A 17,537-nucleotide genomic window follows, 5' to 3' on the forward strand; every position below is an offset into this window, starting at 1 on the left:
CCGTTGCGATCTTGGCCAGGCGGTGCGCGGTGGGGGCGCTGGCCCGTCGCTACCCGGCTCGAACCAATGGCGCCACAATGGCGACCCCCGGAGTTTTTTTGGCAAGAAAGCGAGGCGGATCAGAGAGTTGCGGCCAGCCGGGTGCCTTGGTTGATGGCGCGTTTGGCGTCCAGTTCGGCGGCCACGTCGGCGCCGCCGATGATGTGGGTGGGTTTGCCGGAGGTCTGGAGCGCGTCGGCGAGCGTGCGATTGCTGACCTGACCGGCGCAGAGCACGATGGTATCGGCCTCGATGAGCTTGGGCGTGCCGTTTTGGGTGACGTGCAGGCCCTGCTCGGTGATCTGCTCGTAGGAGATGCCGCCGAGCATCTTGACGCCAGCCATCTTGAGGGCGGCGCGGTGAATCCAGCCGGTGGTTTTGCCGAGGCGCTTGCCGGGGCGCTCATCTTTCCGTTGCAGCAGGAAGATTTCGCGCGCCGGGGCGGGCGGCTGGGGGCCTTCGGGGGCGAGGCCGCCGCGGTGCTCTGCCGGGTCGGTGACGCCCCACATCTCCATCCATTCCGGCAAGTGCTCGGTCGGGCTTTCGCCGGTGTGGGCGAGGAATTCGGCCACGTCGAAGCCGATGCCGCCCGCGCCGACGATGGCGACGCTCTTGCCCACGGGGGCCTTGTGGCGGAGCACGTCGATGTAGCTGAGCACGTTGGGGCCGGTCTGGCCGGGGATCTCGGGGTCGCGCGGGGTGACGCCGGTGGCGAGGATGACCTCGTCGAAGGGGGCGAGGGTCTCTGGCGTGGCTTCGGTGTTGAGGTTCAGCGTGATGTTGGAACTCTCGACCATGGTGGCGTACCAGTCCACCAGCCCGTGGAACTCTTCCTTGCCGGGGATCTGCTTGGCCATGTTGAGCTGGCCGCCCAGCTCGGCGGCAGTGTCGAAGAGGGTGACGGCGTGGCCGCGCTCGGAGGCGGTGAGCGCGGCGGAGAGGCCTGCGGGGCCTGCGCCGACGACGGCGATGCTTTTGGGCGCATCGGTGGGGGTGATGACCAGCTCGGTCTCGTTGCAGGCGCGGGGGTTCACGAGACAGGTGGACATCTTGCCGGAGAAGGTGTGGTCGAGGCAGGCCTGATTGCAGGCGATGCAGGGGGCGATGGTTTCGGCCTCGCCCTGCGCGGCCTTGGTGACGAAGTCGGCGTCGGCGAGGAAGGGGCGGGCCATGGAGACCATGTTGGCGCAGCCTTCGGCGAGGACGGACTCTGCCACTTCGGGGGTGTTGATCCGGTTGGAGGTGATCACCGGGATCGAGACATGGCCCATGAGCTTTTGCGTCACCCAGGCGAAGGCGCGGCGGGGGACGGAGGTAGCGATGGTGGGGATGCGGGCCTCGTGCCAGCCAATGCCGGTGTTGAGGATCGAGGCGCCTGCGGCCTCGATTTCCTTGGCGAGCTGGATGACCTCCTCGGTGGTGGAGCCTTGGGGCACGAGATCGATCATCGAGAGGCGGTAGATCACGATGAAGTCGGGGCCGACGGCCTCGCGGACGCGTTTGACGGTCTCGATGGGCAGGCGGATGCGGTTTTCGTAACTGCCGCCCCAGCGGTCTTCGCGCTTGTTGGTGTGCTTCACGATGAACTGGTTGAGGAAATAGCCCTCGGAGCCCATGACCTCGACGCCATCGTAACCGGCCTCGCGGGCGCGGGCGGCGGCGGTTGCAATGTCGGCGATCTGTTTCTCGATACCATCCTCGTCCAGCTCCTTCGGGGGGAAGGGGGAGATGGGGGATTTGATCGGCGAGGCCGAGACGCAATCGGGGCCGTAGGCGTAGCGGCCCGCGTGGAGGATCTGCATGGCGATGCGGCCGCCTGCGGCGTGGACGGCATCGGTGACGATGCGGTGATTGGCGATATCCTCGGGGGTGTAGAGGCCCGCCGCGCCGGGGAAGACCCCGCCCTCGCGATTGGGGGCCATGCCACCGGTGACGATCAGACCGGCGGAGGCGCGGGCGGCGTAGAAGGCGGCGACGCGGGACCAGTCCTTGGTTTCTTCAAGCCCGGTGTGCATGGAGCCCATCAGCACCCGGTTGGGCAGGGTCACATGGCCGAGGTCGAGCGGGGCGAGAAGATGGGGGTAGCTGGTCATGGTTGGCGTCCTCCTGGCGGGCAGATTGACCCGAGGGGAAAGCGATGTCACGGGCGGACGCTGCGTTATTCCGGGGGCGTGCCGGGACGGGCCGCGCTTGGATGGTGCCGCGCGCCGCGGGTGGGGCGGCTCAGCCCTCGGGCGCGGTGAGGGGCGCGGGGGAGAAGAGCACGCCGAACTGCTCGCACCAGACCACCACGGAGCGCATGGTGGTGAGATCCACGCTGGGGGGCACGGAATAGCTCTGGTCGCCGATGTTGCCCTTGAGCAGACCGAGGGAGACCCATTTGCCGGAGGTCACATCGGCCGAGCTTTGCGGATCGGCGGCGTCGGAGAGCCAGAGTTCGAGATCGGGGCCGTTGGTGACCTCGAAGGCGGAAAGCTGCACCTCGGTGCGGCCGCCGGGCAGGGTGACGATGCGGGCGGTGCCGGTGCCACGGTGGGCGGCGTCAGCATCGCGAAACTGCCCCTCGGCCAGAACGGTGACGCCTGCGCCGGTGATGAGGCTTTCGCTCACCACGCGGTCGATCCAGAGCGGGGAGGCGAGATACCAGAAGGCTGCGCCAAAGACCGCGCCAGCGAGAAAGCTGGGCGCGGCGATGAGGAAAAAGCGTTTCATGGCAGGGGGCTAGCGGCCGAGCACTTCAAGGCAGTGGCGGCGGAAGGCCTTTTTGAGCATGTCCAGCTCGGCGCGCAGCAGGTCGACCTCGGCGCGGATATCTTCCTCCAGCGGCTGGCCGGTGACCACGGTGAAATGCTCCAGCGTGGCGCCGGTGCGGGCATCGCGAATGGCGAAGGTTTGCACGCCGTCGCAGAGCAGCTCGGCGGGGATGGGCACGCGGAGTTGCCAGAGATTCTGCATTTCGCCATCGGCCTTCAGCTCGACCCCGTCGAGCGCCTTGCCGAGGTGGATCACCTCGATCTGCGGCTGCACCGGGCCGACGCCATCGGCCATAAGCAGGCCCTCCCAGACACCGGCTTGGATGCGGGTCTTGGAGAGGGTGAGCTGGCTGGTCTGGGTGGTGTCCGGCATCGGGCAAGCGTCCTCGATCAGATTTCGGCGCGGGGTCGGCGGGAGAAGGTGAGATCGCGCAGGACGATCTGGTTCATCTGCGGGCCTTCGAAGATCAGGTCGATCCAGGCCTTCTCGACCCGTTTCTCGTTGAGGCCGGTGTAGGCGAGGTCGAACTCGGCGGTTTGCACCCCGCCCTCGGACATCGGCAACTCGCGGACGACCTGCTCGGTGTTGGGGCCGTGCTTGACGTTGAGGCGGGCGAAGATTTCGAGCGGTTTCTCGACTTCGAGCCGGGCCTCCAGCCCGATGACGTGCTTGCGCTTGAGGCCATCGACCGCCTCGGAGGGCAGGTCGAGCACGATGGAGAGGAACGAGCCGTCGAAGCGGAACACATCCATCCGCAGGCCGAAGGGAGCGAGGTCATCTTCGGAGGTATTGCGGATCTGGCGCAGGGTCAGCTCGGACTGGGTGCAATCGTGGTAGAGCGTGGCGGCCTGCCCCAGCATGGTGCGGGTCTCGGCGGCGGCGTGGCCGGGGGGCGAGATCGGGCCACGCCAGAGCTCGGGGCGCCAACCCCAGTCGGCCCCGATGGGCTTGCGCATGGCGTTGGAGCCGAGCAGCGGCAGGGTTAGCCGGCCATCGGCCTCGTGGAGCACGCGGTCGATCTGGCGGCGCAGCTGGCGGGCGCGGCTGCGCATCTCGCGCAGGGCGGGCAGATCGGTGGAAGCGGCGGCATCGGCGGCACGGCTCCAGCGCCGCAGGGCGCGGCGTTGGGCGATACGTTCGATCAGGCTGTCCATCGGTTTTGCCATGCGATCGGCTCCGCGCGGGGCTGGGTGGGCGTGAGTGGCGATATGTTACGCCGGTATGAGGGTGCCGGGAAAGTGTTTCAATCCCGCAAATGCCGGTGCGCGTGGCAATGCCGCAGCGGAACGGGCGTTAGCCGGCGTTGGCGGCGCGGATGCGGGCCACGAAGCTCTCGACGAGCGACTGGCCGCCGGTGCGGCTGAGGGGATCTTCCTTCAGCGAGTGAAGGATCACCGACACGAGCCTGCCGTTCACGGTGAAGAGCGCGCGCCAGCGGGCGGGGCCAAGCTCTGGCTGGGGCGGTGCGGCGGTGTCGAGCAGGGCGACGTAGAAGACGCCGTTCTGCGCGCGGGTGTCGGTGATGGTGACGGTGGAGGCATCGCCCGCGTAGGAGAGCGTTGCGCGGCCCTCGGCGGAGCGGAAATAGGCGGCGAGCTGGTCGCCGCGCAGGGGGGCATCGCCGGAGTTGCGGCGGCCGATGGTGGCCGAGAGCAGGCCCATGCGGCCGGGCGCGGGGTGCTCGGGCGACTGGCTGATGGCCGAGCAGGCGGCCAGCAGCACGAAGTTGCCGGTGCGGGCGCTGGTATCGACGCAGTAGCCCTCGGGCGCATCCACGGTGACCCCGGCGACCGACAGGCGGGTCGGCGGCTTGGGCGGAATCGAGCGGCCGGGGGCGGCGCCTGCGGCGGCGGCGGCGGCGGGCTGCGCGGGTTTGAAGCCCGGAAGCTCCACCCCGTCACAGCCCGCGAGGGCCAGCGCCGCGAGGGCAATGAGAACCCGACCGGCAGGGGCCATTACTGGTCCATGTAGATGTGGGTTTCTTCCTTCGCGCCCGGATGGGTCACGGCGCCGTATTTGGCGGAGCCGACAAGTTGGGCGTATTTCCACAGGGCGCCAGCGGCATAGTCGGTCTTGCGGGGGCCGGGCCATGCGGCCTTGCGCTCTGCAAGCTCGTCATCCGAGAGGGCGACGGAAAGCTCACCGTTCACCGCGTCGATGGTGATGACATCGCCATCTTTCAGCAGGCCGATGGGGCCGCCGTGGGCCGATTCCGGGCCGACGTGGCCGACGCAGAAGCCGCGGGTGGCGCCGGAGAAGCGGCCATCGGTGATCAGCGCGACCTTCTTGCCCATGCCCTGACCGGAGAGCGCGGCGGTCGTCGCCAGCATTTCGCGCATGCCGGGTCCGCCTGCGGGGCCTTCGTTGCGGATGACGATGACCTCGCCTTCCTTGTAGGCGCGGGCTTTCACGGCGGCGAAGGCCTCTTCTTCATTCTCGAAGACGCGGGCAGGGCCGGTGAAGACCTGCTGCTCGGCAGGGATGCCGGCGACCTTCACGATGGCGCCATCGGGGGCGAGGTTGCCCTCAAGGCCGACAACGCCGCCGGTCTTGGTGATCGGGGTCTCGATCGGGTAGATCACCTTGCCATCGGCCTCGCGGGCGATGAGATCAAGCTCTTCGCCGATTGTTTTGCCGGAGGCGGTGATGCAGTCTTCGTGGATCAGGCCCGCCTTGCGCAGCTCTTTCATCACCACCGGCACGCCGCCTGCATCGTAGAGATCCTTGGCGACGTATTGGCCGCCCGGCTTGAGATCGACGAAATAGGGGGTGTCTTTGAAGATGTCGCAGACATCGTTCAGGAAGAACTCGATCCCGGCTTCATGGGCGATGGCGGGCAGGTGCAGGCCCGCGTTGGTGGAGCCGCCGGTGCAGGCGACGACACGCGCGGCGTTTTCCAGCGCCTTGCGGGTGACGACATCGCGGGCGCGGATGTTCTGCTCGATGAGGTTCATCACGGCGCGGCCAGAGGCCTCGGAATACTGGTCGCGGCTCTCGTAGGGCGCGGGCATGCCGGAGGAGTTCATCAGCGCGAGGCCGATGGCTTCGGACACGCAGGCCATGGTGTTGGCGGTGAACTGGCCGCCGCAGGCACCGGCGGAGGGGCAGGCGACCCGCTCGAGCATGTCGAGCGCGGCATCCGACATCTCGTCGTTCTGGTGGCGGCCCACGGCCTCGAACATGTCCTGCACCGTCAGGTCACGGGTGCGGAAATCTTCGGGGATCTCGTTGCTTTGGGGCGCTTTGCCCGGAAGGATCGAGCCGCCGTAGATGAAGACGGAGGGCGTGTTGAGGCGGACCATGGCCATCATCATGCCGGGGAGGGACTTGTCGCAGCCTGCGAGGCCGACAACGGCATCGTAGCAGTGGCCGCGCATGGTCAGCTCGACGGTGTCGGCGATGGCCTCACGGGAGGCGAGCGAGGCGCGCATGCCCTCGTGGCCCATGGCGATGCCGTCGGTGACGGTGATGGTGGTGAACTCGCGCGGCGTGCCGGAGGCGGCCTTGACGCCGAGCTTCACGGCCTGGGCCTGACGGTTCAGCGAGATGTTGCAGGGCGCGGCCTCGTTCCAGCAGGTGGCGACGCCGACCAGCGGGCGATGAATCTCATCTTCGGAGAGGCCCATCGCGTAGAGATACGACCGGTGCGGCGCGCGCTCCGGCCCCTCGGTCACGTGGCGGCTGGGCAGTTTGGATTTGTCGGCCTGGCGTTTCAGCATGGTTCCTCTCCCGAAATCAGTCGCCTCGGGAATAGTCCCGGCGGGGCCAAGGGGCAAGCCGGATTGCGGCCCGGCGCGTGCTCGCCTATCTCAGACAGGATGGAGCAGACCCATGGCATATGAGCGGCTGAGCGAGTTCACCGCGCCCGCCCGCGCCGCGCCCGACCTGTGGCGGATCGGGGCGGTGCTTGGGCTGATGTTCGTGGTCGTCATGATGCTGCAGCAGCTCGTTTTCATCCTACTGGCGGCGCTGGGCGGGCAGGATGCGGTGCGCGCGGTGTTCGAGGCAGAGGGCACCTCGCCGGGGCAGACGCTGGCGGCGCTGTTCAGCCACGGGCTCTTCGCGGTGGCGCTGGCGATTGCGCTGAGGGCGGTGCATTGGCGCGGGTTTCTGAGCCTGTTTGGCGCAGGCGCCCATGCGGCGGGTGATTTCTTTCGGGTGATCTACTGGCTGGTGCCGCTCTACGTGGCGGCGATTGCGGTGCTGCCCACGGAATACGACATCATCCGAAACGAGGCGATGGCCACCAACCGCTGGATGCTCTACCTGCCGCTGGCGCTGGCCGCCGTGGCGGTGCAGGCGGGCACGGAGGAGGTGTTCTTTCGGGGCTACCTGACCCAGCAGATCGCGGCGGGCACACGGGCCGGCAACTGGGCGTGGATGGCGGTGCCGGCGATCCTGTTTGCGCTGCTGCACTGGACCGCGAGCGCGGGCGACAATGCCATCTGGTTCGTGCTCTGGGCCTTTGCCTTTGGCCTTGCTGCCGCCGACCTGACGGCCCGCGCAGGGAACCTTGGCCCGGCGCTGGCGCTTCATATCGTGAACAACGCGGTGGCGCTCTTGGGCGTGGCGGTGCCGGGGCCGGTGGCGGGACTGGCGCTGTATCACACGCCGTTCGGCGCCGATGCCGGGTTGATCCCCGGTCTGATGCCGGTGGAGTTTGCGCTGCTCTTCGTTGCCTGGCTGGCGGCGCGGGTGGCGATACGGGGATAAGCCGGTTGGCGATAACAATGGCGGGGCATATCCCGCCCCACGGGAGCAGGTGATGAGACATCCAGAATTCACGGCGATGCTGGTGCCGGCCAAGGTGTATCCGCAGATCTGGCGGCTGCTGCTGGGCGTGCTGCTGATCCTGTTCATCTACATCGCATGGACGGTGATCGTGCTGGGCGGCGCGCTCGGCATTGTTGCCGCCGATCAGGGGCTCTGGGGCGTGATGCCGTTCTTTCAGGAGTTGCAGGCCGGGCGCTACCCCGGCTCGGTGGCGATCCTGCTGCTGACCTTCGGGGGCATGGTGCTGGGGCCGGTGCTGGCCGCCGCCGCGCTGCACTTCAGGGGCCCGGGCACGCTGCTGGGGCCGTGGGGCGACTGGTGGCGCGGCTTCGTGGTGGCCTTCGGCGTGGTGATCCTCGTCTTCGGCGCGCTGATGCTGGCCGGAGCCGTGCTTTGGCCGCCGGAGCCGAACCTTGCGCCCGGGCGCTGGATGCTCTGGCTGCTGCTGGCGCTGCCGCTGCTCTTTGTGCAGATCGCGGCGGAGGAACTGCTGTTCAGGGGCTACCTGATGCAGCAGCTTGCTGCCCGTTTCGCCGCCCGCTGGGTGTGGTTCACCCTGCCTGCCCTCGCCTTCGGCCTGCTGCACTGGGACCCGGAGGCGGGCCGCAACCTGCCCTTGGTGTTGCTCTCGGCCTTTGCCTTCGGCCTTATTGCCGCCGACCTGACCGAACGAACCGGCTCGCTTGGCGCGGCGATGGGCTTTCATTTCGCGAACAACCTGCTGGCGCTCTTCATCCTGAGCATCAAGGGCACGATCACCGGCCTTGCGCTTTACGTCACCCCATGGGGGCTGGCGGAGGAGGGCATGGTGACGCTCGGGCTGGTCACATCGATCCTGCTGCTCTTCGTGAACTGGTGGATCATCAAGGGTTTGATCGACCGCTGACCCTTGCGCGAGACCGGCCTGCGATATAGGATGAAGCACAAAGGTGAGAAGACCATAACTTTGCCGTGGAAGCGCGGCTCGCCGCCTTCCGGAGCGCCCGGCCAGCCCGTTCTGTGCCGGGCTTTTTCTCGGCCAGAAGGAGCCTTGGCCATGCGCAGCCCGCCACGGCTCATCACGCTGATCCTGCTCACCGGCCTTTCGACCGTATCGCTCAACATGTTCGTTCCCGCGCTGCCCGCCATCGCGGCGGAACTGGGCACGAGCTATGCCACGGTGAGCCTTGCCATCGCCGGATACCTCGCGGTGACGGCGGTGGCGCAGGTGGTGATGGGGCCGCTGGCCGACCGGTTCGGGCGGCGCCCGGTGATGCTGGGCGCGCTGGCGCTTTACGTGCTGGCCTCGGCGGGCGTGGCGCTGGCGGGCAACGTGGGAGGCTTTCTGGGCTGGCGGATGCCGATGGCGGCGATCACGGCGGGCTGGGTGGTGACCCTTGCCGTGGTGCGCGACACCGCTGCGCCGGGACGGGCGGCGGCGATCATGAGCACGATCACCGGTGCGATGGCGCTGGCCCCGCTGATCGGCCCGCTCTTGGGCGGCGTGGTGGCGCAGGTGCTGGGCTGGCGGGCGATCTTTGGCCTTTATGCAGCCCTTGGCGCGGCGCTGCTGCTGCTCTGCTGGCATGACTTTGGCGAGACCCGGCAGGCCGCCCCGCGCGAGCCGCTCTGGCACAGCGCCCGACGCCTGTTGGGCGACCGGGGCTTTTGGGCCTTTGCCAGCTGCACCGCGCTCTCCACCGGGTGTTTCTACGGCTATATCGCCGGCTTCCCCGCCGTCTCGGAGGCCCGGTACGGGCTGGGGGAGGCGGCGACGGGCGTGGCGCTGGGGGCGATCACCGGCGGGTTCATGGCGGGGGCCTTCCTTTCGGCCCGCTGGGCGGAGCGCCTCGGGCTGACGCGGATGATGCTGGCGGGGCGGATCTGCGCTGTTACCGGGCTTGCGGGCGGGCTGCTCTGGGCGCTGGTGATCGGGCCGCTCTCGGCCCCGGGGGTGGTGGCCTCGGTGCTTTTCATCGGGCTCGGCAATGGCCTGACCATGCCTTCGGCCAACGCGGGCGCGACGGCGGCGGTGGAGGGGCTGGCAGGCTCGGCCTCGGGCCTGCTGGGCGCGCTGACGGTGGCTGTGGGCGCGGTGGTGACGGCGGGCATTGGTGCGCTGGTGGCGGCCAGCCCCACCCCCGTGGCCCTGCTGGGCGCCCTGCTGGCGCTGGCCATCGGCGCGCTCGGGGCCGCATGGGCGGCCCATCGGCAGGGTTGATTGCATTTCCGGCCCGCGCGGCCTATCTCACAGAACAGCAGCAGACAGCCCCGGAAAGGTGCGATGAACTGGATTTCCAACTACGTCCGGCCGAAGATCAACTCGCTCTTCTCGCGTCGGGAGGTGCCCGAGAACCTGTGGAAGAAGTGCCCCGAATGCGGGACGATGCTCTTTCACCGTGAGCTTTCGGACAATCTGAACGTCTGCACCAATTGCGACCATCACATGCAGTTCACCCCGCGCGAACGTTTCGGCGCGCTGTTCGACGGCGGGATCTTTACCGCCGTGAAGGTGCCCGAGCCGGTGGCGGACCCGCTGCAGTTCAGGGATCAGAAGCGCTACCCCGACCGGCTGAAGGCCGCGCAAAAGGCGACCGGCGAGCATGAGGCGATGCTGGTGGCCGAGGGCGAGATCGGGCGGACCCCGGTGGTGGCCGCGGCGCAAGATTTCAGCTTCATTGGCGGGTCGATGAGCATGTATGTGGGCAATGCCTTCATCGCGGGCGCCGAGCGCGCGGTGCAGCTCAAGCGGCCCTATATCGTGTTCTCCGCCGCCGGGGGCGCGCGGATGCAGGAGGGCATTCTGGCCCTGATGCAGATGCCGCGCACGACCGTGGCGATCCAGATGCTGAAGGAAGCCGGGCTGCCCTATATCGTGGTGCTGACCCACCCGACGACCGGCGGCGTGACCGCCTCCTACGCGATGCTGGGCGATATCCACATTGCGGAGCCGAACGCGCTCATCGGTTTTGCCGGCTCCCGCGTGATCGAGCAGACGATCCGCGAGCAGCTGCCCGAGGGCTTCCAGCGGGCCGAATACCTGCTGGATCACGGGATGCTCGACCGGGTGACGCACCGCAAGAAGATGAAGGAAGAGCTTGTTTCGCTCTGCCGGATGCTGATGCGGTTGGAGCCGCCGGTGGTGGGCGACCTGCCCGCACCGGAAGAGGCGGCGCCCGCGCTTGAAGCCCCCGCGCAGCCTGAGCCTTCGCAGGCGGCGGCAGGCGATGAGGCCGCGCCGATGGAAGAGCAGAAGAAGTGACAAGCGCAGCCCTGCTGGAGCGGCTGATGCGGCTCCACCCGGCGGAGATTGACCTGACATTGGACCGGATGCACCGGCTGCTGGACGCGCTCGGAAACCCCGAGCGCCAGTTGCCGCCGGTGATCCATATTGCCGGGACCAACGGCAAGGGCTCGGTACAGGCGATGCTGCGGGCCGGGCTGGAGGGCGCGGGGGGCCGGGTGCATGCCTATACCTCGCCGCATCTGGTGCGGTTTCACGAGCGGATCAGGCTGGCGGGCGCGGATATTTCCGAAGAGGCACTGTGCGCGGTGCTGGACGAGGTGATCGAGGCCAACGCGGGCGAGGAGATCACCTTTTTCGAGGCGACGACGGCGGCGGCTTTCGTGGCGATGGCCCGCACCCCGGCCGACTGGTGCTTGCTGGAGGTGGGCCTTGGCGGGCGGCTTGATGCGACCAACGTGGTGGACGCTCCGGCGCTCTGCGTGATCACCCCGGTGGCGCTGGATCATCAGGAATTTCTTGGCGAAACGCTGGGCGAGATCGCGGGCGAGAAGGCGGGAATAGTCAAGCGCGACGTGCGGGCGGTGGTGGCCCGGCAGGCCGAGGCGGCGGAAGAGGTAATCGAGCAGGTCGCCGCGCGGGTAGGCGCGCCGCTGCTGGTGGAGGGCCAGCACTGGCATGCGCAGCCCGAGCGCGGGCGGCTGGTGGTGCAGGATGAGACCGGACTGGCCGATGTGCCGCTGCCGGTGCTGCGCGGGCCGCATCAGATGGCCAATGCGGGCGTGGCCGTGGTGGCGCTGAGGGCGCTGGGCCAGGGAGATGCGGCGTTGGAGGCGGCGATGCGCCGGGCCGAATGGCCCGCGCGGATGCAGCGGCTGGAAGAGCGCGAGGGGCTGGAGATCTGGCTCGACGGTGGCCACAACCCGGCGGCGGCAGAGGTGCTGGCGGCGGGGCTGGGCGAGTTGCCCGAACGCGAGACGGTGCTGGTGGTGGCCATGCTGGCCAACCGTGCGCCCGAGGCTTTTTTGACTCCGCTGGCCAAGCAGGCGCAGGCCCTTGTGGCGGTGCCGATCCCCGATGAGCCGAAGGCCCATTCGCCCGAGACCATCGTGCGCGCGGCAGAGCGGCTCGGGCTGGCAGCGCGGGCCGCACCGGGGCTGGACACCGCGCTGGCCGAGGTTGCCCGCGAGCACCCCGGCGCGAGGGTGGTGATCTGCGGCTCGCTCTACCTTGCGGGCGCGGTGCTGGGCGGGCGGGCCTGAGCGGGTTTTAAGGTGGGCTGAGCGCGCTGTTTGAGCGCCAAGGCTGCCCCAACGGCAGGGTGCAGGTGGCAGTGGGCGGGAAAATGCCGCCGGGGGCCGAAATTCTTTCGCGCGTTAAGTTGTTGCAAAGACTCACAAACCCCGGCGAGAGCGCCCCACAGCCTGTAGATACGCACACTTCATGTTGACCAAATCGGCGAAAACCCGCTAGATTTTGGGGTAATATTGCTGGGGCGCGCCGGTCTGCCAAAACCAAAATCAAGGGCGCGCGGTGTATTGGGGGACATGTCATGCGCTTGGTCGCAATCGCGCTTGCTATGGGAGTCGCCGCCGGGGCCTCGGGCCTTGCGGCAGAGCCGCTCTGGATCACCGAGGATATCCTCTCCAAGAGCTTCGACCTGAAGGGCGAGGCGATCACCATCGAGCGCGGGCCGGTCGAGGGGGACGGGCTGAGCCGGGAACTGGCGCAGAACTGCCCGCCCGCCTGCATCCAGCCGAACGAGATTGCCGGCGGCGTGGCCACGGTGGGCGAGCTGGAGGTGATCTCTTTTCTCGAGGGCGAAGTTGCGGGTGGCACCGGGCTGCTGCTGGATAGCCGGATGCCCGATGTCTACATTCGCGGCTCGATCCCCGGCGCGGTCAATGTGCCCTACACCACGCTGGACCCGAAGAACCCCTATCGCGACGAGATCCTGAAGGCGCTGGGCGCGGTGAAGGCCGGGGACGGATGGGACTTTGGCGGCGCGATGGCGCTGACGATGTTCTGCTCCGGCCCGTGGTGTGACCAATCCTCCCGCGCCATCGCCAGCCTGACCTCGGCGGGCTACCCGGCTGAGAAGCTGCGCTATTACCGGGGCGGCTTGCAGGTGTGGTCGATGCTCGGCCTCACCGTGGCGCACCCCTGAGCGCCATGCGGGGGCAGGACAATATGTTCAGAGCTTTGGTGACGGCTTCGGCCCTGCTGACGGCGACGCTTGCGGCGGTTCTGTTCATGCCCGGCGTGGGGCGTGACGGCGCGGACCTTTCGGGCGGGATCGCCTCGACCGGGGAGATGCTGCGCAGCGGAGGGCTGGTGACGGCGGATGTGAGCCCGGTGGTGCGGGCGGTGCCTGAGGTGGCGGCGGAGGCTGAAGTTGAGCCTGAGCCGGTTGCGGCGCCGGTGGTGGCCGAGGCTGAGCCGGCGGAGGTGCCGGAAGCGGTGGTGGCCGAAGCGCCGGCCCCGGAAGGGCCGCTGGCGGATGAGGCGACGCTGGCGGCCATGGTCGCGCTCTCGGCCCCGGCGCTGGAAGAGATGGCGGACGCGCCTGCCGCGCCGGTCGAGGCCGTGGTGGAAGCGCCGCTGCCCGCGGGCGAGGGCGACATGCGGGCGCTGAGTGCGGGCGTTCTGGCCGGGTTCGGGCTGGCCCTGCCAGAGGAGCAGATTGCCCCGGCGGTGACACGCGGAACGCAGCGGCGCTCGGGCGCGAGCTACTCCAGCCGTCAGGCGCTGGGCGATGCGCAGGGCTGGAGCACCGATTACGTGCTCATCGGCCTTGGCCAAGGGCCGCGCAAGGTGACCACCCCGCTGGAAGAGGCGCAGGAATGGTCGACCGCCTATGTGCTCAACCGGCTGGCGGATGCGGGCGCGGGCACGGCAGGCGCGGTGGAGCCGGGGCCGGAGGGCACGGTGACGCTGGAAGAGGTGATCGCTAAGGCGATGAAAGAGGGCCGGTCGGACGAGGAGCTGATCGCGCTCATCGACGAGCTTTCAGCGGCGGGCCGGCTCGATGCCCCGGCGGCACTGCTGCGACCGGACGGGCAGGTGGACTCGGGGTTGGTGCTGAACGCGCTGGTCCATGCCTCGACGGCGGCGAGCGATGCCAAGGGTCCGGCGCCGCGCCCGGCACGGCGGCTGAGCAAGCCGGTGACCTACACGGTGCGGCGGGGCGACAGCCTTGCGGCGATTGCCTACCGGTTCTACGGGATCACCTCGCGCTACACCGAGATTTTCGAGGCCAACCGGGAGGCGCTGCCCAGCCCGGACCAGATACGTGCAGGCCAGCGGCTGACCATACCGGCCGGATAGGCGCTGCACATTCCAAGGGCGCAAGAGTAACCAGAATAACCAGTCACGCCCCACACCACCGGCCCCTCAGAGGCCGGTGGTTGTGTTTTGGGGGTGGTCTATCGCTGCCAGAAGGTCAGACGCCGAGGCACCAGCGGAGCACGGCCTTTTGCGCGTGCAGGCGGTTCTCGGCCTCGTCGAAGATGACCGACTGGGGGCCGTCCATCACCGCAGATGTCACCTCTTCGCCCCGGTGCGCGGGGAGGCAGTGCATGAAGAGCGCCTGCTCGCCTGCGGCGGCCATGACATCCTCGTTCACCTGATAGGGGCGTAGCAGGTTGTGGCGGCGCTCGCGGGTGCTTTGGGCATCGTGCATCGAGACCCATGTGTCGGCCACGATCAGATCGGCACCTTCGACGGCGGACCAGATATCGCGGTCGAACTCGACCTTGGAGCCTGCGGCGCGGGCCTCCTCCACGAACTCGCGCTCGGGGTCGAGCTGCTGGGGGCCGCAGAAGGTGAGATCGAAGCCGAACTTGCCTGCGGCGTGCAGGAAGCTGGCGCAGACGTTGTTACCGTCACCGGCCCAGACGACCTTTTTGCCCTTGATCGGGCCGCGATGCTCCTCGTAGGTCATCAGGTCTGCCATGATCTGGCAGGGGTGGGTGCGGTCGGTCAGGCCGTTGATCACCGGCACGGAGGCGTGCTCGGCCATCTCCAGCAGGGTATCTTCTGCGAAGGTGCGGAGCATGATGAGGTCGACGTAGCGGGAGAGCACGCGCGCCGTGTCGGCGATGGTCTCGCCGTGGCCAAGCTGCATTTCGCCGCCCGAGAGCACCATGGTCTGCCCGCCCATCTGGCGCACGCCGACATCGAAGCTGACGCGGGTGCGGGTGGAGGGCTTTTCGAACACCAGCGCGACCATGTGGCCCGCCAGCGGCTGGGCATCATCGGGCAGGCCCTTGAGGCGGCCCGCGCGCGCCTTCTTCATCGCGCCTGCCTGGTCGATCATCTGCCGGAGGTCGGTGATGTCTGTCTTGTTGATATCAAGAAAGTGGTTCATTGCGCGGCCTCCTCGACGGCAGTTGCGGCGGCGTCGAGCCGGGTGATGGCCTCGGAAATCTCTTCCTCGGTGATGTTCAGCGGGGGCAGCAGGCGGGCGACATTGTCGGCGGCGGGCACGGTGATGACGAGCGCGTCGTATCCGGCCTTCACCACATCGGCCACGGGGGCCTTGCACTTGAGGCCGAGCATGAGGCCCTGCCCGCGGACGCCCTCGAAGACATCGGGATGCGCGGCGACGAGGCCCTCCAGCTTTTGCCGCAGCGCGCCGCCCTTGCGGCCGACGCCATCAAGAAACGCCGGGTCGGAGACGATATCGACCACCGCCTTGCCCACGGCGCAGCCCAGCGGGTTGCCGCCGTAGGTGGAGCCATGGGTGCCCGCGACCATGCCTGCCGCCGCGGCCTCGGTGGCCAGCACCGCGCCCAGGGGAAAGCCGCCGCCGATGCCCTTTGCAGACATGGCGATATCGGGGGTGATCCCGGCCCATTCGAAGCCGAAGAGCTTGCCGGTCCGGCCCATGCCGCATTGCACCTCATCGGCAATCAGAAGCACGCCATGCGCGTCGCAGGCGGCGCGGATGGCCTTCAGCTGGTCATCGGGCAGCACGCGGATGCCGCCCTCGCCCTGCACCGGCTCGATCAGCACGGCGGCGACATCGGGCTTGGCGATCTCTTCGTTGAACTGCGCCATGTCGCCCCACTTGAGGTGGCGGAAGCCGGGGAGGACGGGGCCGAAGCCGCCGATCATCTTTTCGGTGCCGGCGGCGGCGATGGCGGCAGAAGAGCGGCCGTGGAAGCAGCCGTCGAAGGTGAGGATCTCGATCCGCTCAGGGGCGCCTGCATGGTGGTGGAACTTGCGCGCCATCTTCACCGCGAGCTCGCAGGTCTCGGTGCCGGAGTTGGTGAAGAAGACGGTATCGGCAAAGCTCACCTCGACCAGCTTGTCGGCCAGCGCCTTCTGCTCGGCGACGGTGTAGAGGTTGGACACGTGCCAGAGCTTTTGCGCTTGGGCTGTCAACACATCGACAAGCTCGGGCGCGGCGTGGCCGAGGGCGTTGACGGCGATGCCGGAGCCGAGATCCAGAAAGCGTCGGCCATCCTGCTCGACAAGCCATGCGCCCTCGCCCTTCACGAAGGTAAGGGGGGCGCGATTGTAGGTCGGCAGGATGGAAGGGATCATCGGATCGTCCTTTCTGGAATGAAGCCCCTGAATGGGTCAGAGCGGGGCTTTCGTCAACGATTTTTGGGGTTTGACCGGGGGTGCGAGCGGGCACGGCGAAGCGGCCCGAGAAGGATCAGGCGCGGCGTCGGCGTCGGATGATGGCAGCAGCGGTCATGGCGCGGCTGATAGCGCATTGACGGCGGCTTGGGAAGAACGATCTATGGGCGGACCGAAAGGAGGCCCCATGGCCGAGACCTTTGCCCCCGTGCAGCCCGACAACCGCATGGCCGCGATGAGCATCGTGGCGGCGACCTGTTTCATCGCTCTCTCCACGCTCTTCGCCAAGATGCTGACGACCGATGCGCTTGGCCCGGCGCTCTCGCCGTTTCAGGTGAGCCACGGGCGGTTTGTGTTTGCGCTGCTGTTTTTCGTGGTGGGCGTGGCGGTGATCCGCCCCCGGCTGACGCGCCCGCATTGGGGGCTGCATCTGGCGCGGACGGGCTGCGGCTGGGGCGGGGTGACGCTGATGTTTGCCGCCGTGGCCTTCATCCCGATGGCCGATGCCACGGCGTTGAGCTTCACCAGCCCGGTGTTTACGCTGATCTTTGCCGTGGTGCTTTTGGGTGAGACGGTGGGCTGGGTGCGCTGGGCCGCCGTCGCAGTGGCGCTGACCGGCGCGGCGGTGCTGCTGCGCCCCACGCCCGAGAGCTTTCAGCCCGCCGCGCTGCTGGCGCTGGGGGCGGCGGTGGCGATGGGGACAGAGAACATCTGGATTAAAAAGCTGACCCGCCGGGAGGGGCGGTTGCAGATTTTGCTGGTGAACAACCTTGTCGGCGTCGTCATCGCCAGCGCGGCGCTGCTGGCCGTTGGCTGGCAGAGCCCTACATCGGCGCAATGGGGCGCGCTGGCGGGCTTGGGCCTGTCGATGGCGACGGCGCAGAGCTTTTACATCAATGGGATGGCCCGTGCGGATGCCAGCTTTGTGGCCCCGTTCATCTACGGCACGCTGGTCTTTGCGGCGCTCTATGACGCGGTGATCTTCGGCGCGGTGCCGGACTGGGTGAGCTGGCTGGGCGCGGCGATTATCGTGGCGGGCGCGCTACTGCTCGCATGGAGAGAAGGTAGAAAGCGCCCGACCCGGTTGCACCCGGTGGCTGGCGTAGTAAAATAAGGGCATGAGGCGGCCCGATGGCGGGCCGCTTTGCAGTTTGAAAGG

Annotated in this window: 16 protein-coding genes; 8 read left to right on the forward strand and 8 right to left on the reverse strand. The window is 68.2% G+C overall.

Translation table 11 applies throughout. The annotated features are described in order from the left end of the window. Nucleotides 1-119: 119 nt before the first annotated feature. The 6 genes from KUV38_RS19800 to ilvD all read right to left on the reverse strand — a co-directional run bounded on the left by KUV38_RS19800 (nt 120) and on the right by ilvD (nt 6,512). Nucleotides 120-2,132 (reverse strand): FAD-dependent oxidoreductase, encoded by a 2,013-nt coding sequence (locus tag KUV38_RS19800; RefSeq protein ID WP_222471940.1) that lies wholly within the window; start codon nt 2,130-2,132, stop codon nt 120-122. 130 nt (nt 2,133-2,262) lie between these two features. After that, on the reverse strand, nt 2,263-2,751 hold the full coding sequence (locus KUV38_RS19805; protein ID WP_222471941.1) for a DM13 domain-containing protein: 489 nt from the start codon (nt 2,749-2,751) through the stop codon (nt 2,263-2,265). A gap of 9 nt (nt 2,752-2,760) precedes the next feature. Then, nucleotides 2,761-3,165 (reverse strand): hypothetical protein, encoded by a 405-nt coding sequence (locus KUV38_RS19810; RefSeq protein WP_222471942.1) that lies wholly within the window; start codon nt 3,163-3,165, stop codon nt 2,761-2,763. A gap of 17 nt (nt 3,166-3,182) precedes the next feature. Then, on the reverse strand, nt 3,183-3,959 hold the full coding sequence (locus KUV38_RS19815) for a DUF6478 family protein (RefSeq protein WP_261385474.1): 777 nt from the start codon (nt 3,957-3,959) through the stop codon (nt 3,183-3,185). 127 nt (nt 3,960-4,086) lie between these two features. Continuing rightward, the gene (locus tag KUV38_RS19820; protein ID WP_222471943.1) at nt 4,087-4,749 is read right to left on the reverse strand and encodes a hypothetical protein; all 663 of its coding nucleotides are present in this window, start codon (nt 4,747-4,749) and stop codon (nt 4,087-4,089) included. Continuing rightward, nucleotides 4,749-6,512, reverse strand: coding sequence for a dihydroxy-acid dehydratase (gene ilvD, locus KUV38_RS19825; RefSeq protein ID WP_222471944.1), 1,764 nt, complete (start codon nt 6,510-6,512; stop codon nt 4,749-4,751). Before ilvD ends, KUV38_RS19820 begins: the two co-directional genes overlap by 1 nt. A 112-nt stretch (nt 6,513-6,624) precedes the next feature. Here ilvD and KUV38_RS19830 point away from each other — a divergent pair, with 112 nt between their 5' ends. The 7 genes from KUV38_RS19830 to KUV38_RS19860 all read left to right on the forward strand — a co-directional run bounded on the left by KUV38_RS19830 (nt 6,625) and on the right by KUV38_RS19860 (nt 14,116). Next, nucleotides 6,625-7,506 carry a CPBP family intramembrane glutamic endopeptidase gene (locus tag KUV38_RS19830; protein WP_222471945.1) on the forward strand — a complete coding sequence of 294 codons (882 nt, stop codon included), beginning with the start codon at nt 6,625-6,627 and terminating at the stop codon, nt 7,504-7,506. Between the two features lie 52 nt (nt 7,507-7,558). After that, nucleotides 7,559-8,452 (forward strand): CPBP family intramembrane glutamic endopeptidase, encoded by an 894-nt coding sequence (locus KUV38_RS19835; RefSeq protein WP_222471946.1) that lies wholly within the window; start codon nt 7,559-7,561, stop codon nt 8,450-8,452. A gap of 150 nt (nt 8,453-8,602) precedes the next feature. Continuing rightward, nucleotides 8,603-9,766 (forward strand): MFS transporter, encoded by a 1,164-nt coding sequence (locus KUV38_RS19840; protein ID WP_222471947.1) that lies wholly within the window; start codon nt 8,603-8,605, stop codon nt 9,764-9,766. A 63-nt stretch (nt 9,767-9,829) separates the two neighbouring features. Beyond that, a complete protein-coding gene (gene accD / locus KUV38_RS19845; protein WP_222471948.1) occupies nt 9,830-10,807 on the forward strand; it encodes an acetyl-CoA carboxylase, carboxyltransferase subunit beta in 978 nt (325 codons plus the stop codon). A gap of 26 nt (nt 10,808-10,833) precedes the next feature. Continuing rightward, nucleotides 10,834-12,051: a bifunctional folylpolyglutamate synthase/dihydrofolate synthase gene (locus KUV38_RS19850; protein ID WP_222472139.1), complete on the forward strand. Its 1,218-nt coding sequence runs from the start codon at nt 10,834-10,836 to the stop codon at nt 12,049-12,051. 290 nt (nt 12,052-12,341) lie between these two features. Continuing rightward, nucleotides 12,342-12,956 (forward strand): rhodanese-like domain-containing protein, encoded by a 615-nt coding sequence (locus KUV38_RS19855; RefSeq protein ID WP_222471949.1) that lies wholly within the window; start codon nt 12,342-12,344, stop codon nt 12,954-12,956. Nucleotides 12,957-12,979: 23 nt separating this feature from the next. Further along, nucleotides 12,980-14,116: a LysM peptidoglycan-binding domain-containing protein gene (locus tag KUV38_RS19860; RefSeq protein WP_222471950.1), complete on the forward strand. Its 1,137-nt coding sequence runs from the start codon at nt 12,980-12,982 to the stop codon at nt 14,114-14,116. A gap of 115 nt (nt 14,117-14,231) precedes the next feature. On the opposite strand, the gene argF is transcribed toward KUV38_RS19860, so the two are convergent. Both argF and KUV38_RS19870 read right to left on the reverse strand, forming a co-directional pair. After that, nucleotides 14,232-15,158 (reverse strand): ornithine carbamoyltransferase, encoded by a 927-nt coding sequence (argF, locus tag KUV38_RS19865; RefSeq protein ID WP_222471951.1) that lies wholly within the window; start codon nt 15,156-15,158, stop codon nt 14,232-14,234. After that, complete coding sequence (locus tag KUV38_RS19870; RefSeq protein WP_222471952.1) at nt 15,155-16,339, reverse strand: aspartate aminotransferase family protein; 1,185 nt, start codon at nt 16,337-16,339, stop codon at nt 15,155-15,157. The genes argF and KUV38_RS19870 overlap by 4 nt, the downstream gene beginning before the upstream one ends. Before the next feature lie 226 nt (nt 16,340-16,565). On the opposite strand from KUV38_RS19870, the gene KUV38_RS19875 reads away from it, so the two are divergent. Further along, nucleotides 16,566-17,492 carry a DMT family transporter gene (locus KUV38_RS19875; protein ID WP_222471953.1) on the forward strand — a complete coding sequence of 309 codons (927 nt, stop codon included), beginning with the start codon at nt 16,566-16,568 and terminating at the stop codon, nt 17,490-17,492. Nucleotides 17,493-17,537: the final 45 nt, after the last annotated feature.

The sequence above is a fragment of the Vannielia litorea genome, from assembly GCF_019801175.1.
Classification (GTDB): Bacteria; Pseudomonadota; Alphaproteobacteria; order Rhodobacterales; family Rhodobacteraceae; genus Vannielia; species Vannielia litorea_B.